The organism is Nocardia sp. NPDC019323 (genome assembly GCF_044389845.1).
GTDB lineage: Bacteria > Actinomycetota > Actinomycetes > Mycobacteriales > Mycobacteriaceae > Nocardia > Nocardia implantans.
In genome coordinates, this window is record NZ_JBIRYN010000005.1 from 335,023 (window position 1) to 357,037 (window position 22,015).

The window sequence follows — 22,015 nt, forward strand, 5'->3', positions numbered from 1 at the left end:
ACTTCTTACACGGCAGCGGAAGCGTGCCGGGGCAGCAACGCCCCGGCGACGAATCCTGCCGCTCCGATCGCGGCCAAGACGATCATCGCAGCGGCGTAGGCGTGGCTCGTGAGCCCGGCTACGAGGATGGTTCCCGCGATGGCGGTGCCGAGCGAGGAGCCGAGATTGGACACGCTGCGCGACAGCCCGGAGATCTCGCCCTGCTGGTCCTCGCCGAAACTGGACTGGACGACATTGACCGCCGGGGTCAGCATGACACCGAGTCCGAGGCCGATCAGCAGCAGGCCGGGCGCGAACGCCCACGGATGCACCAGCGTCCCGGCCAGCGCGAGCAGGACGCCGATGCCGGCGATGGTCACGAGAAATCCCGCCATGATGAGGGTGCGCTGCGCGCGCCGCCGCGCCAGCCGTGCGGCGGCCAAGGACGACACCAGCAACCCCAGGGTGGCCGCCGTGAAGATCACACCGGTCTGAATCGCGTTGTATCCCCGGACGACCTGCAGGTAGGCCGCCACGACGAATGATGTTCCCATCAGCAGCAGCCACTGGATGTGTTCGGTGATCAAACCCAGGTTGGAGGTGCGGTTGTGGAACAGGCCGGTCGAGATGAGGGGTTCGCGTCCGGATCGCTCCCGGGCACGGATGTGGAGAAAGAAGCACCCCAGCGCCACCACGCCGAGCAAGAGCAGGAGCAGCATGACCCAGCCGTTGTCGTCGGCCGCCAGGATGCCGGTCACGAGCAGGACCAGACCGGCCGCCGACAGAACCGCGCCACCGATATCGAAGACCCGGGTCGGATCCGGCGGCAACGGGTCGGCGATGCGCCGGCCGAGCAGCACGATCAACGCGACCACCAACGCTTGGAACGCGAACGCCGCCCGCCAGCCGAACGCTGAGGTGATGACTCCGCCGAGCAAGGGGCCGGCCGCCGCACCGATCCCACCCAGCGCCATGATCGCGCCGAAGGCCCGCGCCCGCGAGGTGGTTTCGGTGAACAACAGGGTGGTGAGGATATAGACGGGCGGGATCAGCATCGCGGTGCCGAGGCCCTCCAGAATCGAGTTGCCGAGAATCAGCACACCCAGCCCGGGAGCGAGCGCACTCATCACGGCGCCGACACCGTAGATCGTCAGGCCCAGTTCGAAACAGCGTTTGCGGCCGTAGCGGTCGGTGAGCTTGCCGCCCGGAATCATCAGCGCCGCCATGACGAGCAGGAAGATCGTGATGACGATCTGCACGCCCTGCGCGGTGGTGTTCAAGTCGGCGCTGATGTCGTTGATCATCACGTTCATGTTCGAACCGGCGAAGCTGCAGATGAATTGCGCGAGCGCCAGCGGAACGAGCGCACCGCGGGGAGGGCTGGCCGCACCGGGACCGGGCATCCGCGTGTTCGGCCTATCCGGATGTCGTCGCGGGCCGGGCTTCGGCGCGGTCGAGTTGTTCATCCAGGGCCATGGCGGCCGCGACAAGTGCCAGGTGGGTGAACGCTTGCGGAAAATTGCCCAGCTGCTCGCCGGAAGGACCGATCTCCTCGGCGAAAAGACCCACGTGGTTGGCGTAGGTGAGCATCTTGTCGAAGGCATACCGGGCTTGACCCACCCGTCCGGCACGGGCGAGTGCTTCTACGTACAGGAAGCTGCAGAGATTGAAGGTGCCTTCGACACCACGCAGACCGTCCGGAGATGCTTCCGGGTCGTAGCGGTAGACCAGGCTGTCTCTGACCAGTTCGTCGTCCATCGCGTCGAGAGTGCTCAGCCATACCGGATCCCGCGGCGAAAGAAATCCCATTCGCGGCATCAGCAGCAGTGACGCATCCAGCACATCGGTGGCGTAATGCTGTACGAACGCCTGCCGCTTCGCGCTCCAGCCGCGTTCGACGATCTGGGCGAACACCGCGTCCCGCGCCTGCGACCACCGGGCCACATCGGCCGGCCGCGAGTAGTCGGTGGCCATACGGATACCTCGATCGAACGCCACCCACGTCATCAGGCGGCTGTAGGTGAATTCCTGCTGCCCGCCGCGCGTTTCCCAGATTCCCTCGTCGGGCCGGTCCCAGTGCTCGGTCAGCCAGTCCATGAGGTTCGCGAACGACCGCCAACCCCAGATCCCACCGATGTCCGAGGACTGGGCCAGGGCATCGGCGGCCTCACCGTAGATATCGAGCTGGATCTGGTCGGCCGCCCCGTTCCCGACCCGCACCGGCGCGGACCGGCGATAGCCCTCCAGATGGTCGAGCACCTCCTCTTCGAGGCGGGGGTCGCCGTCGATCCGGTACATGATCTGCAGCGGCTCGCCGGATGCCGTGTCGTCGGCCTCGAGGCGATCGCGCAGCCAGCGCCGGAACGCCAACGCCTCTTCGGTGAAGCCGAGATCGATCAACGCCCGGACCGACAAGGAGGCATCGCGGACCCAGGTGTAGCGGTAGTCCCAGTTGCGCTCGCCGCCGATCTGCTCGGGCAGACCCATCGTGGCCGCGGCGATCGGCGCGCCGGTGGGGTGATAGGTGAGCAGCTTCAAGGTGATCGCCGATCGATTCACCATATCCCGCCACCGGCCCCGGTAGGTGGACGAACGCAGCCACGACTGCCAGAAATCCCGGCACTGCCCGAAGGCGGTGGAGATGTCCTCCCGCGATGGATGCGGCGGAGCCGTACCGTCGCTCGCCATGCTCGTCAACACCAGCACGGCGGTCTCCCCCTCGGAAAGCGTGAAACGAGCCGTGATGTCGCCGTCCTCGGCTTGCAGCAGTACCGGGTCGGTGGCCTGCAGATGCAAGTCCGTGCCCGGGCCGTGGAAGACCGCAGCCCGATCGCCGAGTCGTTCGAGGGTGTGCGCGGCGCGCCCGTAGTCGAATCGCGGGCGGCAGGTCAGCGTGAGCGGCAAGCTACCACGCACCACCCGTGCCACCCGCACCAACCGATGCCGGTCGGTGGGTGCGGAATCGAGGATCGGCACCATGAAATCGGCGACCTCACCGACCCCTTCGGGAGCCATGAACCGAGTGACCAGGATCGCCGTGTCCGGCAGGTACAACTGGCGGATCGCCATTTCCTCGGTCCCGACATCGGCGGCCAGCCCGCAATGTCCGCCCCGCTCACTGTCGAGCAGCGACGCGAAGACGCTCGGCGAATCGAACCGCGGCGTGCACCACCAGTCGATCGTGCCCGCGGAGGAGACCAGGGCCGCAGTCTGCAGATCGCCGACGATGCCGTGCTCGGCGATCGGTGGGTAGGCGTTCACATCCACTCCTTCGTACCGGGAATCGGGCATGACCGAACGGCCCAGAGTGGCTCGCCCAGCGTGCGCACCTCCCTCTCCGGGAGCCACTGTCTCTCACAGTGTGCGCCGCGCCACCGCCGAATGCGTGCGGACCGACGAAAGTAGATCGGTTCGCAAGCGAATCTGCGGCGAATCGAATGATGGTCTCCATCGACACAGAAAAGCCGTCTCGACCAGGATTCGAATCCGAGCGTGGTGAGCGTCGCGCGACAATCAACTGGATCAGCAACCATCCAACGAACTCGGTCCCTTCGATAAGACACCGGTGTGGCCGCTGAACCCTGTGAGGGCTGATGGAAGGCAACAGACACGAACTCTTGCACGGACCCTTGTTCTCCCGCAGCGTTCCACTCGACCGCGGGAACGCGGCCAGCAGGATCAGCGCGTACATCTACGGGAACGTCCTGATCCTCGCGGCCTTGATCCCGGTCACACCGTCCGCCGAGGATGTCGGCATCCTGGTCGTCCTCGGGATCGCCCTCTCCACCTTCATCGCGCATTCCTTCGCCGAAGGCGTCGGTCGATCGGTGCGCCAGAGCCATGCGCTGTCTCCCCAGGAACGATGGGCGGACCTGCGCGACTCCTTGCCCATTCTCAGCTCGGCAGTGCTGCCGTGTGTGATCCTCGCGGCCGCGGCGATCGGATGGATCGAACCACGCACCGCGCAGCTGCTCGCGGAGTCGGCCATACTGGTGCGAATCGGCGGGATCGTCTTCGTCATAGGCCGACTGCACGGCGAGCGGCCGCACCGTTCGACGCTGATCGGCTCGGTGCTCTTGGTCTGCGCCGCCACCGCCGTCGTGGCGGTGAAGGTCATCCTGACCCACTGATCCGCACACCCTCTTATTCGCGCGAGACTCGCAAGAATGGGCCGAAGTCATGACAGAGCGAAACGATCCCGCTGTCGCGGAGTCCGACGAGCACACCGACGCGGCCGACCGATCGACCAGCGCCGAGCGTGCCGAATACGGCAGATCCGTACAGCGCCGGGCGCCGTCCGGCCTGCTGGCCGAATTCGAGCCCAGCATCGATCGGGATCCGCTCGGGCTGCTCGAAACACAGGCCGCGACACGAATCCCCGAACTCGTCCCGGTGCGGTACGGGCGAATGGGCACAGCTCCTTTCGCGTTCTATCGCGGTGCGGCCGTGGTCATGGCCGCGGATCTCGCACATGCCCCCACTACGGGTTTGATCACTCAACTCTGCGGCGACGCCCATCTGAGCAACTTCGGACTGTTCGCGACGCCGGAACGCAATCTCGCCTTCGACCTCGACGACTTCGACGAGACCTATCCCGGCCCGTTCGAATGGGACGTCAAACGACTGGTCACCAGCCTCGCGGTCGCCGGGCGCGACAACAACCACAGCGGCAGACAACGCAGAAAGTATCTCCGTGCCTGCGCCGCCGAGTACCGCGAAGTCATGATTCGCCAGTCAGCCCGCGGAGAACTCGCGGTCTGGTACTCCCATATCGACGCCGTGACCCGATTCGACGAATTACGCGAAGTCCTCGATCCACCGACGAGGAAACGCATAAAGAAGACGATCGACAAGTCCTGGGGCCGAGACAGCGTCCAGGCCCTGTCCAAGCTGACCACCATCGTGGAAGGGCAGCCCCGGATCACGAGTACGCCGCCGCTGATCGTTCCGGTCGAGGAGATCTTCACCGGCGCCGACGCCGAGCAGTTGAACCGTGCGCTGATCCAACGGCTCGATCAGTACCGCGACACGCTACAGTCCGACCGGCGCGCCCTGTTCGACCGATTCGAGTACGTGCAGGCGGCGCGCAAGGTGGTCGGGGTGGGCAGCGTGGGCACCCGGGCATGGATCATCCTCCTTCGCGGGCCGGGCAACGACCCGCTGTTCCTGCAGGCCAAGGAGGCCCAGCCGTCGGTCCTCGCGCAGCATCTCGACGGACCGTCGTTCACCAACCAGGGCGAACGTGTCGTGGCAGGGCAGCGGCTGCTGCAAGCCGCCAGCGACATCTTCCTCGGCTGGCAGCAAGGCGCGGGCGAAGACGGAGTGGTGCGGGACTTCTACGTTCGTCAACTGCGGGACGGCAAAGGATCCGCCGACATCCAGACCATGTCCCCCGAACTGATGACTCGCTACGGCCGACTGTGCGCGTGCGTGCTGGCCTACGCCCACGCCCGCTCCGGCGACCGGTTCTCGATCGCCGGTTACCTCGACGCGGACGACGACTTCGCGGACGCGATGGCCGTGTTCGCCGAAAGTTACGCCGACCGGAACGCACGCGATCACGCCGCGCTGCGCGAGGCGATCGGGAACGGCACGATCACCGCGTGGCGGGAGGTGTGAGGATGAACGGCAGAGCATCGGCCGCCCGATCGAGTTCGCTCGTGCTGGTCGTGTTGGCGTCGGGGCAGTTCTTGATGACGCTCGACAGCTCCGTGATGAATGTTTCCATGGCCACGGTCGCCCAGGATCTCGGTACCACGATCACCGGCATCCAGACCGCCATCACCCTGTACACGCTGGTGATGGCCGCGCTGATGATCACAGGCGGCAAGGTGGGCGCCATCCTCGGCCGCCGCCGGACGTTCGGATTCGGCCTCGTCGTCTACGGTGCAGGCTCGTTCATCACCGGGCTCGCCCCGAACCTGCCGATTCTGCTGCTGGGGTGGTCTCTGCTGGAGGGAATCGGAGCCGCCCTGATCATGCCCGCGATCGTCGCTCTCGTCGCTGGGAATTTCGCACCCGAACGCCGGTCCGCGGCCTACGGCCTGGTGGCGGCGGCGGGAGCGATGGCAGTCGCCGTCGGCCCACTGCTCGGTGGCGCCGTGACCACGTTCGCGTCGTGGCGGTATGTCTTCTTCGGCGAAGTGGTCATCGTCGTGTTGATCCTGCTGGTGCTGCGCCGGATCGAGGACGCTCCCGCCGAGCGTGTCCGGCTGGATGTCATCGGGTCGCTGCTGTCGGTGATCGGCCTCGGCACAGTCGTCTACGGGGTGTTGCGGTCGAGCGAATGGGGCTGGGTGCGGGCCAAGGCCGGCGGACCCGCCGTGCTCGGTCTGTCGCCGGTCATCTGGCTGCTGATCGGTGGCCTGCTCACGCTGTACCTGTTCCTGCGGAGACAGACGTATCTGGTGGATCGGGGCCGCGACCCGCTGGTGGATCCGGGACTGTTGCGGAATCGGCAACTCGTCGGCGGGTCGGGCATGTTCTTCGCGCAGTTCGCGGTTCAAGCCGGGGTGTTCTTCTCGGTGCCGCTGTTCCTGTCGGTGGTGCTCGAACTCAACGCGCTCGAGACCGGGGTACGCATCCTTCCGTTGTCGATCGCGCTTGTCCTGGCCGCGGCGGGCATCCCCCGGTTCCGACCGCGGGCCGACCCCCGCCGGGTCGTTCGGCTGGGTCTGGGCGCGATGATCGTCGGCGTTCTGATCCTCGCCGCCGGGATGGACCCGGGCGCGAATGCGGGCGTGGTGTCGATCCCGATGCTGTTGATGGGTCTGGGGCTGGGCGCGTTGGCCTCCCAGTTGGGCGCCGTCACCGTATCGGCGGTGCCTGATTCGCGCAGCTCCGAGGTCGGCGGACTACAGAACACCGCCAGCACCCTCGGTGCGTCGCTGGGCACCGCGCTGATCGGTTCGATCCTGATCGCCGCGCTCACCTCGACCGTCGTCGCCGGCATCGAGAACAACCCGGCGGTTCCGGCGTCCGTGCGAGAGCAAGCAACCACGGAACTCGCCGCCGGGGTGCCGTTCCTGTCCGACAGCCAGCTGGCGGGCGCGCTCGACAGCTCCGGTGTCGACGACGCCACCGCGGACGCCATTTTGGCGGTCAACTCAGACGCCCGTCTCGAGGCGCTGCAAGTGGCATTCGCCGTGACCGCTGTGCTGGCGGTCGCGGCATTGTTCGGTACCGGTCTGTTGCCTCGCCGACCGGCCGCTCCGCGCGGCGGAGAGGATGGACGCCCGTCAGGAAAAGCCGAGTCCGGCGCGGAGCGCTGACAGACCCACATCGGCGGCCTGGCGTCGCATGCCGCGGCCGGTGCGTCATTCCCGGTCGTCGTCGGCTTGCCCGCGCAGATAGTGACCGATCGCGGTTTCGTCCAGAGCCAGCGCCTTGACGATCGCGGCCGCGCCCACGATCACCACCGACAGGACGAAAAGCCAACTCACCGACGTGAAGGCCAGTCCCAGTGGACCGAAATGCTCTCGGGCGTTCGTCGTGATCCGAGGCAAGAGGACCCGGCCTGCCGCGTGCACCGCTGTCAATCCGATCGCGGTGAGCGCCCCGGAGACCCACAACAGACGGCCCGTCAGCGCTCCCTTCGTCAGAAGGAAGGGAGCGAGCATCCACACGAACATCCAGATGACCACCTCACCGAGTAGTGCGAGCAGCCTGCCTGCGTAGCGGATCTGCGTGAGGTCGCGGATCTGCCCCACCAGCCCGGCGGCGAGAGCGACAGCGAGCAGCGCGGCCAGCCATCGCCAAGCCTCTCGCGGACCGATGGCGGGCACTTTCCAGACCGCCTCGTACATGCGCGCGAGAGCCCGTGCGAACGACGTGCCGCCGAGCAGGACCATCAGCAGGCCCACCGCACCGAACGCCGCTATCGCCGGGTTGGCGGTAAGCGATCCGCCGTCGGCGGACACCGCTGCGGAGTCGAAGCCGAACTGGTCGTTGATCGTCTCCGCAGGCGCATGCCAGCCACTGAAGACGGATGCGGCGATCATCACCGGCAAGACCGAGGTGAAGATCTGCGCGGCCAGGGCCAGCGACCGGTCCACGAGCTGGATTTCGGCGAGACCGTCCATCACACGGCGCAGCGTCCGTCCAAATGGCGTTCCGCGCAGCCAGCCGGTCGCGACCTGGGTGCGCGCGAGAGATACTTCGCGAGCCAATGCCACCGACAACTTCACGGACCGCACCGCGCTCACTGTCCTTTTTGCTCGTTCCGTCAGGAATTGTCGTGCGAACTCGTCTCGGTGGAGACGAATCGAACGCTACGCCCAGTTCCCCGCGACCACGTCTACTTGATCGATTCCAGTGGCCGAACCGACTTCATTTCGGCCGGGACACCGAAACCACGTTGCGAATGCCCCACCTGTGCCAGGATCACTGTGCGAGGCGTCACCGATCGACGTGCCCGGCCGGACCGGAGTCCGGCCCTGCGGAAGCGCCGATGTCCAGGCGTCGAAGGACGCGAACGGAATTCTCCAGCGCATACAGGAGTAGGCCGATGAGATCCAAAAAAAGCGTCAGTGGAATCGCGATGGCCGCGGTGGTTTCGATCATCACCGCAGGGTGCGGGTCGGACGACGGATCGAATCCGGCGACACCGACGGATCAGCGGACGCACGGTTCGCGGACCTTGGGGGCGACGGCGTCCTCTGTCGTGGGCTCGGCCCTGAATACCGCACAGCAGAAGATCCAGGACGTGATCAACGCGGCAATCGCCGCCGTGCCGATCACCTTCGACAGCGGCAGCTCCGATCTCGGCCCCGGTGATGTCGCCACCATCAAAGCGGTCGCGATCCCGCTGAAAGGGAACGAGACGAAAATACAAATCACGACATACGCCCGCGACGCCGACATCGTGGCCGCCAGATCTCTGGCGAAGGCCCGGGGCGACAATATCGCGGCCGAACTCGAGGCCGAAGGGATCGATCGGGCGCGCGTCGCTGTTCGAGCCGAGGCCAACCCGACGGCGCCGGATGTTCAGGTCGACCAGGCGCAGATCACGGTGGTCGCCGAATAGGACGTGGAGCTACGACCCCGGAAACGGGTGGTCGTGGCCGAAACCGTTCCACAACCACCCGTGTGCGCAGCCGAACCCGTCAGGGCTCGAGGTCGACCACGCCTTTGCCGCTGGAGATGTCCAGCGGCACCGAGACTTGGTCGTGAGCGATCAGCCAGGCGTCGTCGATCTTCCGCATTCCGTAGGTCACCCGGACCCACATACCGCTCGTTTCCGCTCCGTTCTTCAGCGTGCCGCTGAGACGAGCGAAGGCGTGCCCGAAGGCCACATCCCCGCCCACGGTGAACGTCAGGTCGCGAACCTCATAGGTCACCTTCTCGAAGAACTGGAACACTTTCGCCCAATTCTCCAGTTTCGCCGCTATCCCGACATGCTGGAGCGGCGGCTCGACATCGAAGGACACGACATCGGGCGTGTACAGCCGCTTCAGGGCATCGAGGTCCTTGACCCGCAGGCCTTCGACCGCCTTGTCGATTGTTCGGCGCAACTCGACTTCATCCAGCTCAGCGCGTGACTGGATGTCATTGTTCCCGGTCATGATCGCCTCCTCAGGAATGGGCGAGAGTGGTTTCGGCGTCCGCGCGAAGCGGTGCGAGCGCAGCGCTCCAGGAGATGATCTGATCCAGCGTTTTGTCCAGGGCGGCGGCATGGTGTTCACGCGGTGTGAAGGTGGTGTGGTTCTCGAAATCGGTGAGCACCGAGATCGCGACCTGATAGCCGACGACGGCCATGCCCAGCGTGCTGCAGACCGTCCGCAACTGCACCACCGCGCGGGCGCCGCCGTTGACGCCGTAGGAGACGAATCCGACCGCCTTGTCACCCCACTCCGCGAACAGGTGGTCGAGGGCGTTCTTCAACACGCCGGGGACTCCGCCGTTGTACTCCGGGGTCACCACCACGAAGCCGTCGAACGGGGCGATCCGTTCGGCCCAGGCGCGGGTATGCGCGTTGACCGACGGACCGAACATCGGCGCCACCGGCTCGTCCAGATGCGGTAGCGGGTGGTCGCGCAGATCGATCAATTCGAACTCGGCGTCGTCGCGCTGCGACGCCGCCTCCAGGACCCACCGGGCGACCTGCGAGCCGTTGCGGTTGGGCCGGGTACTGCCGAGGATGATGCCGATTCTGGTCATTGTCCGAACTCCTGGTCTGCTGACAGTGTCACGACCTACCGACGACACAGCCGTCCGGAATGTCAGGCCGCCTCACAAATCAGGTAGCGGATTCGTCGATTCCGTAAGTGACCCACAGACCGAAGGAGCCGAGCATGACCGACCCGCACCTGCCTGCGGTGATCAGTGAACGACGCCAGCTGATCAATCTCGCCTACCGGCTGCTCGGCTCCCTGGCCGAGGCCGAGGACGTGGTGCAGGAGACCTATGCGCGCTGGTACGCGCAGTCCGAGCGGCAGCGGCGGGAGGTGGCGGCGCCCGGCGCCTGGTTGACGACAGTGGCCAGCCGGATCTGCCTCGATCTGCTCGGCTCGGCCCGGGCCAGGCGGGAAAGTTATGTGGGCGAATGGATTCCGGAGCCGGTGCCGGGCCGGTCCGAGTGGCTCGACGGTCCCGCCGATCCCGCCGACCGGGTCACCCTCGACGAGTCGATCAGCATGGCGTTTCTCGTCGTGCTGGAGTCCATGACCCCGGCCGAGCGGGTGGCGTTCGTTCTGCACGACGTCTTCCGTTACTCCTTCGCCGAGATCGCCGAGATCGTCGGGCGCACGCCCGCGGCTTGCCGCCAGCTCGCCTCCAGCGCCCGCCGCCGCATCGATACCTCGCGGAACCCGTCGAACACCGAACGAAGCGAGGTGGTCCGGGATTTCAAACGCGCTTGGGAGGCCCGGGATATCGGGGCTCTGATCGGCCTGCTCGATCCGCAAGCGACCGCGAGAGCCGACAGCGGCGGCCTGGCACCGGCCTTCCTCGACCCGATCGACGGCGCCGAGCAGATCGCCCACGTCTGGATGGAAATCGCTGCCAGGGGCCCCGCGGTGACCCTGCTGGAGCGCACGGTGAACGGCCAGCCCGGCCTGGTCGCACTGCTCGACGACGCCATCGTCTCGGTCTACGCCTTCGACATCGCCGACGGCAGGATCACGCACATCTGGGCGATCCGGAATCCGGAGAAACTGCAGGCATGGACCGTGGGCTGAAACGGCGGACGGCGAGGTACGAGCTCGGCTACAGCATCGCTGCCGGAACGACCGAGATCAGTCCGCCGTCGACGAGGATGTCCTGCCCGTTGATGTAGGACGCTTCGTCCGACGCGAGGAAGGCGACCGCCGCCGCTACCTCCTGCGGGGTTCCGACCCGGCCTGCGGCAACCGTGGTCGCGATCGCGGACTCGATCCCGGCCGACGCTTCGGCTCGGAAGGCCGGGGTGTCGATGTACCCGGGGCTCACGGAGTTGACGCGGATGCGCCGGGTGGTGAGTTCGGCGGCGAAGGTTCGGGCCAGGCTCTGCACCGCGGCTTTGCTCGCGGTATAGAGCGCGGCGGCCGGTGCGCCGCGATACGAGGCGAAGGACGCGTTGATGACGATCGCCGCACCGTCCGGCAGGAGGGGCAGCGTCTTCTGGACGGTGAAGAACGCGGCCTTGAGGTTGGCGTCGAGAACACGATAGAACTCGGCTTCGGTGACCTCCTCGATGGTCTGGAACGCGCCGATGCCCGCGTTCGCGAACACCACGTCCAATCGGCCGAACCGGTCGCGGATGGTCGTCACCAAGGCGTCGAGGTCGGTGAGATCGGTTGCGTCACCGGCGATTCCGAGCGCCCGATCCCCGAGTTCACCGACCGCGGCGTCGAGCCGGGCCTTGTCGCGCCCGGTGACGATCACCTGCGCTCCTTCGGCGATGAGCCGGTGCGCGGTGGCCGAGCCCATGCCGCTGGTGCCGCCGGTGATGAGTGCGATCTTGCCGTTGTATCGGGAGCTGTCGTGCGTCATGGGTTCAGCGTGCCGACACGGCCCCGGGGCGAACAGTGCGCGTTTATGGTGGGTGTGGGACCACCACCTTGCGACCGTCAGGCGGGCGAGGTGACGCGGTGACGGTGCAGCCGTTCCAGGCGCTCGCCGGTGTCGGTGCCCGGCCGCGGGTTGTACAGCACCAGTTGCCACGCGGGATGGTCCGCGACCGTCAGCGTCGTCGCGTCGAAGAACAAGTCACCCAGGTCGGGATGACGCAGCGCGTTCACCGCCTGCGCGGGAACTCCGACTTCCTGCCGCTGCCAGAGTTCGGCGAATTCCGGGCTCACCGTACGGAGCTTGTCGACCACCCTGCGGAAATCGGCGTCACCGGGACAAATGGCCGCGCTCGCCCGGTAGGCGGCAACGACGGCGGGTGCGTTCGCCGCCCACAGTTCGTCCATGGCTCGATAGCGCGGATTGGTGAAATAGGTCAGCAGGCAATTGTGTTCCCCCTCGCCGTAGCCGAACACCACCCGCGCGGCGTCGTTGTACGTCAGCACATTCCAGTAGCGGTCGCGCAGCACCGCGGGCCGCCCGTCCCAAGCGTCGACCAATTGCCGCACTTCCGGCGTGACGGCTGTGACCGGGGCGCAGTCCAGAGGAGGCGGATTGAGTCCCGCCAACAGGTACAGATGAATGCGTTCCGGTTCGCTCAGCATCAGGACCCGGGCGATCGCGTCGAGCACCTCGTCGGAGACGGTGATGTCGCGCCCCTGCTCGAGCCAGGTGTACCAGGACACTCCGACCCCGGCCAGCACGGCGACCTCTTCCCGTCGCAATCCAGGCGTGCGCCGACGGCCCGTCGCCGGAATACCGGCATCCTCCGGCCGCACCCTCGCTCGCCTGGCGCGCAAGAAGTCACGTAGCAACTCGCGGCGGCGCGGCACGGCTTCGCTGGTCATGAGCCACGGTAACAAGGGCACCGCGGGTCGTAGGCGCCGGTGCACCGCACCGTTATCGTTTCCCTGACGAAATCCTCGCCCGCATCCGCGCCTGTGCGAGGCGGGGCGCGCAGCGGGATACCGTCATGACCAAACGAACGGGAGGTTCAGACGTTTATGGCGATCGACGGTCTCGGACGGTACGGAGTATGGCGCGGCTACCGGGGATTCACCCCCGCGGAGGCCGCCGAACTCGAGGGACTCGGCTACAGCGCGCTGTGGCTCGGCGGTTCGCCGCCCGCTGATCTGCCGGTGGTCGAGTCGCTGCTCGAGGCGACGGAGACGCTGATCGTCGCCACCAGCATCGTGAACATCTGGACGGCGCCGGCGAAGACGGTCGCCGAATCGTTCCACCGGATCGAACAGCGCTTCCCCGGCCGCTTCCTGCTCGGTGTCGGCGTCGGGCATCCGGAGGCCAACAAGCCGTACCGGAAACCGTACGACGCGCTGGTGGAATACCTCGACGAGCTCGACGCGGCCGGGGTGCCGAAACAGCGGATGGCGCTGGCCGCCCTCGGGCCCAAGGTGCTCGAACTCTCCCGGGAGCGCACCGCGGGCGCGCTGCCGTATCTGGCCCCACCGGAGCACACCGCCCGGGCGCGCCGGATCCTCGGCTCCGCGCTGCTGGTCGCGGAGCAGAAGCTCGTGCTCGACGACGATCCGCAGCGGGCGCGCGAAGTCGGCAGGCAGATGGTGGACATGTACCTCGGCCTGCGCAATTACGTGTCGAATCTGCGGCGTCTCGGCTTCTCCGAGGACGATGTGGCCAAACCGGGCAGTGACCGGCTCATCGACGTGCTCGCGGTGCACGGCACGCCCGTGGAGGTCACCGGGCAACTGGTCGAGCATCTGAACGCGGGCGCCGACCACGTCGCGCTGCAGGCATTGGGTGCGGACTATCTCGGCTCGCTGCGCCAGCTCGCGCCGCTGCTCACCGCAGCCGAGTGAATCGCCATGACGGTGCGGCCGGTCGGCCGCACCGTCAGGAGTCGACGAGGTTCAGGCGCATCCCTCGAGGGTGGCGCGCGCCAGTTCGGCGATGACATCACCGATTTCGCGGCGGGCGCGCATCGCACGGAGCTGGCGTCGGGCGCCGTTTCCACGCTCGTCCAGCGCCGCGATCGTCTCGGTGACGAAGGTATGGTCGCCGAAGTCGCGCAGGGCCTGCTCGTTGTGATCGACGAGTTTGTCCAACAGGGCCCGGTGCGGGACCACGCGCCCTTCGACCGGATCGAGCCCGTCGCCGTCCAAGCCCGACTGCGCGGCGTTCCAATAGGCGGCGCGGAGCACTTCGGCAGGGACGGGTGGCGCTGGCTCACCCCGCTCGATCGAGCGCAGACCCGTGGCAACGGTGGCCCGGATCAAAGCGGCGAGCAGCGCGGCTTCCTCCGCGGTGGCAGGCACGTCGCTGACCCGGATCTCCACGGTGGGAAACGATTCCGAGGGCCGGATGTCCCAGTACACCATCTTGTTGTCCAATATGCTGCCGCTGGCGAGCATCATGGCGACGATCGCGTCGTAGTCGTCGACGGAAGGAAAGTACGGCGGTGGTCCCGCGCTCGGCCAGCGCCGCCAAAGAATGCTGCGCCAACTCGCGTAGCCGGTCTCGCTGCCACGGTAGATCGCGGAATTGGCGGTCAATGCCAGGAACACCGGCAACCACGGACGCACGTAATTGCCGACCAAAATCGCGGTGTCGCGGTCGGGCACTCCGACGTGCACGTGGCATCCGCACAATCCTTGCTCATGAGCGATCATGCCGAAGGTTTCCCCTATCCGCCCATATCGAGGCGTATCGGTGACCGGGAAGCCCTCGGGAACGGTCGGTGGCACGGCGACAGCGAGCAGTCGAGTGTCGTTGTCGGCCGCGCATTCGGCGACGGTCCTGCGCACTGTGCGTAATTCCGTGAGCAGGTCTCCGATATCGGTGTGCACCGCGCTGCTGGTTTCCACCTGACAGCTGGTCAGCTCCAGTTGCAGGTCGACATCCGCCTTCTTCGCCGCTTCGGCGACCCGGATGTTGTTCGGTGCGGGAGCGCCGGTTTCGGGATCGGTCAGCAGGAATTCCTCTTCGACACCGACAGTCGGTACGCTATCCATGGCTGTGCGTCACGCCCTTCGACTCTCGGTCATCGATCGGGCATTCATCCGCTGCCCCAAGCATTCTCACGTCCACACCGGTCCTCCTTCACCACAACCCCTTCGGACTCGATGTCGAGCCCGCATTCACCAGCTCGCGCGCCGACACGGTCCACGGGGCGAACTTCCGGCTCCGGCGAGCAGTGTCCGACCTGCGCATCGACGGCGCGAACAGAAGGTGTTCGGGCTGTACCCCCGGCATACGAGCCCAAACAGTTCCGGTGTCTTCGGCGAGGCAGGCCACGGTGCCGCGCCTGCGCGACGAAAGGGGACGATTACTGCTTGCGTACGACCAATTCCAGCGCGATGTTGTCCGGATCGCGGAATTCCAGAATGTACATCGGACCGAGGTCTTTCACCCCCGCGTGCGCGATGCCGAGTTCATCGAGCACGGCAGCCGCCGCATCGAGATCCTCCCGAGTGGCGAGGGCGAAGGCGAGGTGGTCGAGCCCCACTCGATCTTCGTCGAACTGATCGCTGGCGACCGGGCGGAGTCCGAGCAGCGCGTCACCCATCTGGCAGATCACTCCGCCGAAGAGGAACCCGAATCGCGCGCGGGTGGCTTCGTCCGCGTCCGCGGGACACTCCCAAGCGATCGGCCATCCGAACACGGCGTCGTAGAACGCGCGGGATCTGTCGATGTCGGTCACTGTCAGGCGGACATGGTCGAACGAACTGGTCGAAATCGGCATGGTCGAGATCCTGTCACGATCACAGGACGCCGCTCGGACGACCCGACCGCCCGGTGGCGAGGCGACGGCTGGGAGCGTTTCAGCGCTCGGGCCGGTCCACGTGCTCGGCACCGGCGCGCCCGCCGCGACATCATCGCCGCGAGGAGGCGGGCCGATTCGAACCGATGGACCCGGATCTCCGTTCGGTCCGCGACGATCTCGGATCAGCAGGTGACCTCACCGTGGGCGGCTTGATCGAACGACACATGCACATGGTCGTAGTGATTGGCGGTCGGGCTTCCGCGGTCTTCCAGGTAGGACCAACCGCTGCCGTCGTTGTAGCGCTGCCGCCAGATCACGTAGGTCACCCCGAAACGCTGCTGATTGGCGAGTACGAATTCGGCGATCGCGTCGCCGCGCGCCGGATCGGGCGTCATGAAATCGAGCGCCAAGCCCGCGCCGTGATCGCCGTCGCCACGGCCGACGGCGCCGCCGACATCGGCGACGGCGAATGTCTTCTTGAGCAGGTTGCCCACCTGCGCCACGTGCGGCCGTGCGCCGGCGAGTTCCGTCGAACACGGGACGGGGGGCGGCGGCGGGGGCGGATGCTGCTGGGCAGCCTTGGCCGACGGGAATGATTGCCCGGCCGCGGCCACTGCCGGCGCTTGCTGTGCCGTCGACGGCACGGTAGTCGGCGCCGGATCGGTTTCGACCGCGGACGAAGGCGAATCGACGGCGGCATGCCGAGCCTCCGGGGCAGTTCCCATCGCCGCGCACAGCACGACGGCCAAGGCCGCCACGACGCCACACGCAGCCAAAACGGTGAACTTTCGGCCTGCGGCTCGTTTGCGGTGTTGGCCAGACATGATGTCGATACCGATTACTGTCGGGGATAGGTCACCGACACATTACGAAATGGTCGCGAAAATGTCACGCCAAGGTCGTGGGCGGGCGGAAATGCGCCCGGCGGCGACATCGGACTCTCGGGCGCCTGCCGCGCGGGGGCGAGTGCGCGAAGGCAGTCGCACACCATCGTCGGGGCAAGTCGGGAATGTGGAGCTGTCCTCGCGCCTCGGCTCCTGCCCAGAGGTAAACTTTGGCTGGCTCCCGGGTATCCGAAGGATGAACGCGACGGAGCGACTATGACGATTTCACCAGGTAGGACATCAGCGCCCGCACGGCCGACGCGACGGTAGCCGGGGCTGTCGATGGGCGCTGCCGCGGACGGCCGACAACGAATGATCAGTCGACGATTTCGATGACCCGTAAGCGCCACAGCATCGCGTACAGCTCCCGCAATGGCACGGCCAGCACCTGTGTCAGTGCGCCGGTCAGCGGATCGGAGCCGCCACGTCGATCAGTCGTCATCACATAGGACACCGTGCGGATGCCAGGCGTCGACTTCTCGAACAGACCATTACCGGGAGGCAACAAATGGCCGAAAAATCATCCACCGGCCACCGGAATGCCGTCGATCAGGTGCTGGCTGCGCAGGGTTTCGCGATGGACCTGCCGGTCGTCGGCCGGATCCGTATCCCGCGGCCCGAGCAGTTGGCGTACTACGGCGCACTCGGCGCGCTGGCTGCCGCGGAGATCATCGAATGGCCCGTCGCGGTGGTCCTCGCGGCCGGTCACTGGCTGGCGCAGGATCAGCACAATCGCGTCGCGCACCAGATCGGTGAGGCTCTCGAAGAGGTCTAGAACCCACCGCTTCGGCCGCTATCGTGTGCTCACTGCTGTCGATCGGACATGTGAGGAGAACCGATATGGGGCGGCTTGTCCCTGGTGCATTGGCCGCGGCGGTGTGCGCGGGATTGAGCGGTGTCTGTGTGGCCGGCCTCGCGCCGACCGCCGCCGCCGCACCTTCGATCTACGAACCGAGCATCACCCCGTGCGGTCACCTGTTCACGACGCCGCTCGAACCCGCTCGCGCAGGTGCGAGCACCTATTGGAGCCCGTTCGGCACCGCCGACATCGTCTGTTATGACGTCGGTTCGCTGCCGGTGAGCTACTACCAGCGCGATCCGGCGGGACAGTGGCACGCGATGAACCAGTTGATTCCCGGCCACTACTTCATCAACATCGTCGGCTACGGCCACCTGCCCGCGTAACGGCGCCGGAACGCGAGCAGGTGGAAGGTCCGCGCGTCAGGTGGTCGCGGTCAGCACGTGGTCGTCGGCGGCGCCGTCCAGCCGTGCGCCGACCTGAGGGTAGGTCGGATACTCGATGCCCGAGATGTACTGCACGGTCCGCACCACCTGGCACGAGTAGCCGAACTCGTTGTCGTACCAGACATAGAGAATCGCGGTGTCACCCTCGACGATCGTGGCATTGGCATCGATGATCGACGCGGCGCGCGATCCGATGAAGTCGCTGGAAACCACGTCGGTGGCGGCGGTGTAGTCGAGGTTGCGGCTCAACGGCCCGGCCAGCGAAACCCCGCGCAGGTAGGCGAGCACTTCGCTCTTGGTCGTCTCCCGCCGCAGCTGCAGGTTCAGGATCGCGACGGACACGTCCGGGGTGGGAACGCGAATCGAGTTGCCGGTGATCTTGGCCTTGAAATCCGGCATGGCCTTCGCGACCGCGGACGCGGCGCCCGTTTCGGTGAGCACGAGATTGAACGGCGCGGAACGACCGCGACGATCCGCCTTGTGGAAGTTGTCCAGGAGGTTCTGGTCGTTGGTGAACGAGTGCACCGTCTCCACATGCCCGCGGATGATGCCGTACTCGTCGTCCATCGCCTTGAGCGGCGGGACGATCGCGTTGGTCGTGCAGGAGGCACACGAGAAGATCCGCTGGGAAAGATCCAGGCTGCGATGGTTGACGCCGTGCACGATGTTCGGGATATCGCCCTTGCCTGGCGCGGTGAGCACGACCTTCGCGATGCCAGGGCGCAGATGCTGCGACAGCCCGTCGCGATCGCGCCACCTGCCGGTGTTGTCGATCAGGATCGCGTTCGTTATGCCGTAGGCGGTGTAATCGATGGTCGTCGGATCATCGCTGTAGATGAATTTGATCGTGTTCCCGTTCGCGGTGATCGTGTCATTGCCGGTGTCGACCTTGATCGTGCCGTTGAAGTGGCCGTGGACCGAATCCCTGCGCAGCAACGACGCACGCTTGCTCAGATCGTCGTCGCCTCCTTTGCGCACCACCACGGCACGCAGGTTGAGCCCGTTGCCGGATCCGGCCTTCTCGATGAGCAGGCGAGCGACGAGGCGACCGATGCGCCCGAAGCCATAGAGCACGACATCCCTCGGTCCGGGTGACTGAGCCTTGTTGCCGTTGGTCACCTCGGCCAGCACCGCTTCGGTGAACTCGCGGATCGAAAGTCCGTGATCGTCGGCACGATAGGTCATGACCAACTGGCCGAGGTCGATCTTGCACGGCCCCAGGTCGAGTTCACCGAGCACTTGCAGGAACGGAAGGGTCTCGTCCACCGACAACTCTTCGCCTGCGATCTGCCTCGCGAACCGGTGCGTGCGCAGGATGCTGATCACCGACTTGTTCACCAGCGACCGGCTGTGCAGCAGGATCGTCACGCCCTTTCGCCGATACAACGTGCCGATGATGGGAATCATCGCCTCGGCGGCGGCTTCCTGGGCGTTCCAGCGGTCAAGTTGTTCGGTGCTCAACGTGGGTTCCTCGGATTCCTCGATTTAGTCGTGCATTGATGCTAATGAGGGCCGCGATATCACCGAGGCCGGATCCCTGGCGGTGAGGTCGCCAGGTGGAGTCGCCGATCGCGCGCTCCCAGCGGCGGGCGCCTACCCGATATCGACCAATCGGGCCCAGCCGGGCGGCGCCTCCGGAATGTAGTCGGGATCGTGTTCACGCCAGGAACCGGCGTGCTGCCGACGGAACAGGCCCACCACCGTCCGGCACGGTGGCCGTCTGGACGGCCATGGCGTCTGGCCGTCGGTCAAGACCACGAGGACGTCGGGGTGGGGATGGGTCCGCACTGCCGTGGCAATGCCGGTGCGCAGGTCGGTACCACCGCCGCCGACCAGCGGTATGCGCTCGGCACGGCACAGCGGATGGACGATCCTCGCCGCCGCGTCGCACGACAGCACGGTGACCAGGTCGCGGCGCCCGCCCACGGCACGGGCGATGGCGGCCACTTCGAGCAGCGCGCTGCCCAGCTCGGTGTCGCTGACCGACCCCGAGGTGTCGATGAGCACCGAGACCCGAGGCGGTGTTCGCCGCAGACTCGGCAGCACCACGCCCGGTACCCCAGCCGAGCGCCGTGCCGGCCGGCCATAGGTGTAGTCCTCCCCCGCTCCGGCGCCACCGACCGCTGAACGGATAACCGCTCCCAGCAGATCCCGCCATGGTTGCGGTGGGTGGAAGGCCTCTTCCGCCCAGCGCCGCCAGCCTTCGGACGCGTTTCCCGGACGGCCGATGATGCCTTGCGCCACCCTGAACCGGACGGCGTCTCGTTCCTGTTCGCTGAGGCCGTCCGCACCGTCCGGTCCCAGCTCCCACTCGCGTTCCGATCCGTCCGCGCCGCTGCCGCAGTCGAGCCAGGCTATGCCGTCCGTATGCGGTCCGAGACGGAACATGCGCAGGTAGTCCTCCATGAGCTCCCCTTCGGGCAACCCCAACGACGCCGGTGTGACAGCGTCGCCCGGCCTGGCCAGACCGTCGCCGAACGCGTCGTCGTTGATCTCGCAGTCGGCTGCGATGTTCATCCGCAGTCGTTCCGCCGGGCGGGTCAGGTCGTGTCGCCGGGCGAATCGGTCGCTGCGGCCATGGTGGTCGCGCAGCAGATGCGACACCTCGTGCACCCACACCGAAGCCAGGTCCTCCACCGAAATACGGTCGACGAACGCGGGCGAAACGTAGCATCGCCAGTGCCGGTCGACGCCCATGGTCGGTACTCGGCGCGACTCCACGACGTGCAGGGCGAACAAAGCGGTCGCAAGATAGGGCCGGACCCTGGCGGCCTGCAAGCGGGCGGCGAAGAGTTTGTCGCGGTCCAGCGCACCGGGCGCGTTCGCGGTCATCGGCCCGCCTTCGCGGCGACACGGCCCGCTGCCCGATCCGCTTCCTGGGACACCGATGCCACTGCGGCGAGTCGCTCGATCGCAGCGGGCACGTCCCACTCATCCCGGCGCAGCGTGGCGAGAGTGGTTGCCGGAACGACGATCAGATCGGGGGCTCCGGTTTCCGACGCCTTGACCAGAAGCGCCCATGCCGCATCCCAGCGGGACTTCTCCGGGCGTTTGCGGACTGCCGCCACCACGCCGTCGAGCACGGCCTGGCGCAGATCCCCACGCTCGGGCAAGACAGCGCCCGCCGGATCGGCGAGCAGTGCCTCCGGGTCGGGGAGGTCCATCCGGTCGAGGGCCGCCAGCAGTTCGAAACCGGGCCCGTCGCCCACAGCGCCCCGGACCAGCAGGGAAAGCACGTCACGGGAGGAATCGGCCGCGGTGGCGAAGGCGATCAGCCGCAGTGTCATCTCCCAGCTTCGAGGCGACGGCCACGCACCGCCCCGGCGCGTTTCGGTGCTGGGCAGCTGATGCACGAGAGCGGGACGGGCCGCGAGCAGCCCGCACACCGCACGGCGTGCGAAAGCCACGGCCTCGCCGAGCTTTTCGGCAGCCAGCCGTGGCAGCGTCGCGTGCGGCCAGGTCCCGCCGAGGCCGCGGACCACGACGTCGTGATCGTGGGTCCATTGCAGATGCACGAACCGGTTCGCCAGCGGCGGGCTCAGCTCCCAGCCGTCGGCCGCCGATGAGCGCGGGTTGGCCGCGGCCACGATGCGCACATCGGGCGGCAGTCGCAGGGTGCCGATCCGCCGCTCCAGGACCAGACGGAGCAGGGCGGCCTGCACCGCGGGCGGTGCGGTGGACAACTCGTCCAGGAACAGCAGTCCGCGACCGGCCCGGACGAGTCGTACGGCCCAGTCCGGCGGAGCCATCGGGACGCCGTGTTCCGCGGGGTCGTCTCCGATGATGGGCAGGCCCGAGAAGTCCGATGGCTCGTGCACACTCGCGATCACCGTGGTCAGCGGAAGGTCCAGATCGGCGGCGAGCTGGGTCAGGGCGGCGGTTTTCCCGATTCCCGGTTCACCCCACAGCAGAACCGGTAGGTCGGCGGCCACGGCCAGCGCCAAAGCCTCCAGTTGGGGGTCGGGGCGCGGTTCGGTGGTCACCTCGCGCAGCAGAGTCAGTAACTCGTCGGCGACATCGAGTTGGGTGGGGCGGACCGGATCGGCGGACGTGCGGACAGCAGTAAGCATGCGTGATCACCTCGAGGTTGGCGGAGTCGAGTGGAAGTGGGGCGAGGATCGCC

At 66.9% G+C, this 22,015-nt stretch carries 23 protein-coding genes; 8 read left to right on the plus strand and 15 right to left on the minus strand.

What is annotated here, in order from left to right; translation table 11 throughout:
• Nucleotides 1-5: 5 nt before the first annotated feature.
• Nucleotides 6-1,382 carry an MFS transporter gene (locus ACH49X_RS20830; RefSeq protein WP_195081279.1) on the minus strand — a complete coding sequence of 459 codons (1,377 nt, stop codon included), beginning with the start codon at nt 1,380-1,382 and terminating at the stop codon, nt 6-8.
• A gap of 13 nt (nt 1,383-1,395) precedes the next feature.
• The gene (locus ACH49X_RS20835; RefSeq protein ID WP_195081278.1) at nt 1,396-3,240 is read right to left on the minus strand and encodes a glycoside hydrolase family 15 protein; all 1,845 of its coding nucleotides are present in this window, start codon (nt 3,238-3,240) and stop codon (nt 1,396-1,398) included.
• A gap of 332 nt (nt 3,241-3,572) precedes the next feature.
• Here ACH49X_RS20835 and ACH49X_RS20840 point away from each other — a divergent pair, with 332 nt between their 5' ends.
• Genes ACH49X_RS20840 through ACH49X_RS20850 form a run of 3 tightly spaced genes read left to right on the plus strand, consistent with a single transcriptional unit; the run spans nt 3,573 to nt 7,250 of the window.
• Nucleotides 3,573-4,109 (plus strand): hypothetical protein, encoded by a 537-nt coding sequence (locus tag ACH49X_RS20840; RefSeq protein WP_195081277.1) that lies wholly within the window; start codon nt 3,573-3,575, stop codon nt 4,107-4,109.
• A gap of 49 nt (nt 4,110-4,158) precedes the next feature.
• A complete protein-coding gene (locus ACH49X_RS20845) occupies nt 4,159-5,598 on the plus strand; it encodes a DUF2252 domain-containing protein (protein WP_195081276.1) in 1,440 nt (479 codons plus the stop codon).
• Between the two features lie 2 nt (nt 5,599-5,600).
• Nucleotides 5,601-7,250, plus strand: coding sequence for an MFS transporter (locus tag ACH49X_RS20850; RefSeq protein WP_195081275.1), 1,650 nt, complete (start codon nt 5,601-5,603; stop codon nt 7,248-7,250).
• 45 nt (nt 7,251-7,295) lie between these two features.
• Here ACH49X_RS20850 and ACH49X_RS20855 read toward each other — a convergent pair whose 3' ends face one another.
• A complete protein-coding gene (locus ACH49X_RS20855; protein WP_195081274.1) occupies nt 7,296-8,174 on the minus strand; it encodes a hypothetical protein in 879 nt (292 codons plus the stop codon).
• Between the two features lie 202 nt (nt 8,175-8,376).
• Entirely contained in the window at nt 8,377-8,541 is a 165-nt protein-coding gene (locus tag ACH49X_RS20860) for a hypothetical protein (protein WP_195081273.1), read from the minus strand.
• A 100-nt stretch (nt 8,542-8,641) separates the two neighbouring features.
• Between ACH49X_RS20860 and ACH49X_RS20865 the strand changes: the two genes are divergently transcribed.
• Nucleotides 8,642-9,004, plus strand: coding sequence for an OmpA family protein (locus ACH49X_RS20865; RefSeq protein ID WP_195081272.1), 363 nt, complete (start codon nt 8,642-8,644; stop codon nt 9,002-9,004).
• 79 nt (nt 9,005-9,083) lie between these two features.
• Here the strand turns inward: ACH49X_RS20865 and ACH49X_RS20870 are convergent, their stop codons facing one another.
• Both ACH49X_RS20870 and ACH49X_RS20875 read right to left on the minus strand, forming a co-directional pair.
• Nucleotides 9,084-9,542 carry a nuclear transport factor 2 family protein gene (locus ACH49X_RS20870; protein ID WP_195081271.1) on the minus strand — a complete coding sequence of 153 codons (459 nt, stop codon included), beginning with the start codon at nt 9,540-9,542 and terminating at the stop codon, nt 9,084-9,086.
• A 10-nt stretch (nt 9,543-9,552) separates the two neighbouring features.
• Entirely contained in the window at nt 9,553-10,137 is a 585-nt protein-coding gene (locus ACH49X_RS20875) for an NAD(P)H-dependent oxidoreductase (protein ID WP_357105116.1), read from the minus strand.
• Nucleotides 10,138-10,271: 134 nt separating this feature from the next.
• Here ACH49X_RS20875 and sigJ point away from each other — a divergent pair, with 134 nt between their 5' ends.
• Nucleotides 10,272-11,156, plus strand: a complete 885-nt coding sequence (gene sigJ, locus ACH49X_RS20880) for an RNA polymerase sigma factor SigJ (RefSeq protein WP_357105113.1) — start codon at nt 10,272-10,274, stop codon at nt 11,154-11,156.
• A gap of 28 nt (nt 11,157-11,184) precedes the next feature.
• Here sigJ and ACH49X_RS20885 read toward each other — a convergent pair whose 3' ends face one another.
• On the minus strand, nt 11,185-11,949 hold the full coding sequence (locus ACH49X_RS20885; RefSeq protein WP_195081268.1) for a glucose 1-dehydrogenase: 765 nt from the start codon (nt 11,947-11,949) through the stop codon (nt 11,185-11,187).
• 77 nt (nt 11,950-12,026) lie between these two features.
• Nucleotides 12,027-12,872: a helix-turn-helix transcriptional regulator gene (locus tag ACH49X_RS20890; RefSeq protein WP_195081267.1), complete on the minus strand. Its 846-nt coding sequence runs from the start codon at nt 12,870-12,872 to the stop codon at nt 12,027-12,029.
• Between the two features lie 156 nt (nt 12,873-13,028).
• Between ACH49X_RS20890 and ACH49X_RS20895 the strand changes: the two genes are divergently transcribed.
• The gene (locus ACH49X_RS20895) at nt 13,029-13,859 is read left to right on the plus strand and encodes an LLM class F420-dependent oxidoreductase (protein WP_195081266.1); all 831 of its coding nucleotides are present in this window, start codon (nt 13,029-13,031) and stop codon (nt 13,857-13,859) included.
• 51 nt (nt 13,860-13,910) lie between these two features.
• On the opposite strand, the gene ACH49X_RS20900 is transcribed toward ACH49X_RS20895, so the two are convergent.
• From ACH49X_RS20900 to ACH49X_RS20915, 4 genes are all read right to left on the minus strand, one after another.
• Nucleotides 13,911-15,011, minus strand: a complete 1,101-nt coding sequence (locus ACH49X_RS20900) for a glutamate--cysteine ligase (protein ID WP_357206056.1) — start codon at nt 15,009-15,011, stop codon at nt 13,911-13,913.
• 314 nt (nt 15,012-15,325) lie between these two features.
• The gene (locus ACH49X_RS20905; protein WP_357206059.1) at nt 15,326-15,742 is read right to left on the minus strand and encodes a VOC family protein; all 417 of its coding nucleotides are present in this window, start codon (nt 15,740-15,742) and stop codon (nt 15,326-15,328) included.
• Nucleotides 15,743-15,945: 203 nt separating this feature from the next.
• Entirely contained in the window at nt 15,946-16,587 is a 642-nt protein-coding gene (locus ACH49X_RS20910; protein ID WP_357206062.1) for a hypothetical protein, read from the minus strand.
• A gap of 376 nt (nt 16,588-16,963) precedes the next feature.
• Nucleotides 16,964-17,089 carry an Rv1535 domain-containing protein gene (locus ACH49X_RS20915; protein ID WP_357206065.1) on the minus strand — a complete coding sequence of 42 codons (126 nt, stop codon included), beginning with the start codon at nt 17,087-17,089 and terminating at the stop codon, nt 16,964-16,966.
• 66 nt (nt 17,090-17,155) lie between these two features.
• Here ACH49X_RS20915 and ACH49X_RS20920 point away from each other — a divergent pair, with 66 nt between their 5' ends.
• Nucleotides 17,156-17,422, plus strand: coding sequence for a hypothetical protein (locus ACH49X_RS20920; protein WP_195081262.1), 267 nt, complete (start codon nt 17,156-17,158; stop codon nt 17,420-17,422).
• A 65-nt stretch (nt 17,423-17,487) separates the two neighbouring features.
• Nucleotides 17,488-17,832 (plus strand): hypothetical protein, encoded by a 345-nt coding sequence (locus ACH49X_RS20925; protein WP_195081261.1) that lies wholly within the window; start codon nt 17,488-17,490, stop codon nt 17,830-17,832.
• Between the two features lie 36 nt (nt 17,833-17,868).
• On the opposite strand, the gene ACH49X_RS20930 is transcribed toward ACH49X_RS20925, so the two are convergent.
• The 3 genes from ACH49X_RS20930 to ACH49X_RS20940 form a co-directional block, all read right to left on the minus strand.
• Complete coding sequence (locus ACH49X_RS20930) at nt 17,869-19,353, minus strand: glyceraldehyde-3-phosphate dehydrogenase (protein WP_195081260.1); 1,485 nt, start codon at nt 19,351-19,353, stop codon at nt 17,869-17,871.
• Between the two features lie 132 nt (nt 19,354-19,485).
• Entirely contained in the window at nt 19,486-20,724 is a 1,239-nt protein-coding gene (locus ACH49X_RS20935; RefSeq protein ID WP_357206068.1) for a VWA-like domain-containing protein, read from the minus strand.
• Nucleotides 20,721-21,962 carry a MoxR family ATPase gene (locus tag ACH49X_RS20940; protein WP_195081258.1) on the minus strand — a complete coding sequence of 414 codons (1,242 nt, stop codon included), beginning with the start codon at nt 21,960-21,962 and terminating at the stop codon, nt 20,721-20,723. The genes ACH49X_RS20935 and ACH49X_RS20940 overlap by 4 nt, the downstream gene beginning before the upstream one ends.
• Nucleotides 21,963-22,015: the final 53 nt, after the last annotated feature.

Bases quoted from the DNA above. Each gene is read 5' to 3' on its own strand.
- ACH49X_RS20920 (WP_195081262.1), top strand. From the start codon at position 17,156: ATGGCCGAAAAATCATCCACCGGCCACCGGAATGCCGTCGATCAGGTG.
- ACH49X_RS20850 (WP_195081275.1), top strand. From the start codon at position 5,601: ATGAACGGCAGAGCATCGGCCGCCCGATCGAGTTCGCTCGTGCTGGTC.
- ACH49X_RS20905 (WP_357206059.1), bottom strand. From the start codon at position 15,742: ATGCCGATTTCGACCAGTTCGTTCGACCATGTCCGCCTGACAGTGACC.
- ACH49X_RS20915 (WP_357206065.1), bottom strand. From the start codon at position 17,089: ATGACGACTGATCGACGTGGCGGCTCCGATCCGCTGACCGGCGCACTG.
- ACH49X_RS20860 (WP_195081273.1), bottom strand. From the start codon at position 8,541: ATGATCGAAACCACCGCGGCCATCGCGATTCCACTGACGCTTTTTTTG.
- ACH49X_RS20840 (WP_195081277.1), top strand. From the start codon at position 3,573: ATGGAAGGCAACAGACACGAACTCTTGCACGGACCCTTGTTCTCCCGC.
- ACH49X_RS20895 (WP_195081266.1), top strand. From the start codon at position 13,029: ATGGCGATCGACGGTCTCGGACGGTACGGAGTATGGCGCGGCTACCGG.
- ACH49X_RS20935 (WP_357206068.1), bottom strand. From the start codon at position 20,724: ATGACCGCGAACGCGCCCGGTGCGCTGGACCGCGACAAACTCTTCGCC.
- ACH49X_RS20845 (WP_195081276.1), top strand. From the start codon at position 4,159: ATGACAGAGCGAAACGATCCCGCTGTCGCGGAGTCCGACGAGCACACC.
- ACH49X_RS20910 (WP_357206062.1), bottom strand. From the start codon at position 16,587: ATGTCTGGCCAACACCGCAAACGAGCCGCAGGCCGAAAGTTCACCGTT.
- ACH49X_RS20875 (WP_357105116.1), bottom strand. From the start codon at position 10,137: ATGACCAGAATCGGCATCATCCTCGGCAGTACCCGGCCCAACCGCAAC.
- ACH49X_RS20870 (WP_195081271.1), bottom strand. From the start codon at position 9,542: ATGACCGGGAACAATGACATCCAGTCACGCGCTGAGCTGGATGAAGTC.
- ACH49X_RS20925 (WP_195081261.1), top strand. From the start codon at position 17,488: ATGGGGCGGCTTGTCCCTGGTGCATTGGCCGCGGCGGTGTGCGCGGGA.
- ACH49X_RS20885 (WP_195081268.1), bottom strand. From the start codon at position 11,949: ATGACGCACGACAGCTCCCGATACAACGGCAAGATCGCACTCATCACC.
- ACH49X_RS20900 (WP_357206056.1), bottom strand. From the start codon at position 15,011: ATGGATAGCGTACCGACTGTCGGTGTCGAAGAGGAATTCCTGCTGACC.
- ACH49X_RS20890 (WP_195081267.1), bottom strand. From the start codon at position 12,872: ATGACCAGCGAAGCCGTGCCGCGCCGCCGCGAGTTGCTACGTGACTTC.
- ACH49X_RS20830 (WP_195081279.1), bottom strand. From the start codon at position 1,382: ATGCCCGGTCCCGGTGCGGCCAGCCCTCCCCGCGGTGCGCTCGTTCCG.
- sigJ (WP_357105113.1), top strand. From the start codon at position 10,272: ATGACCGACCCGCACCTGCCTGCGGTGATCAGTGAACGACGCCAGCTG.
- ACH49X_RS20940 (WP_195081258.1), bottom strand. From the start codon at position 21,962: ATGCTTACTGCTGTCCGCACGTCCGCCGATCCGGTCCGCCCCACCCAA.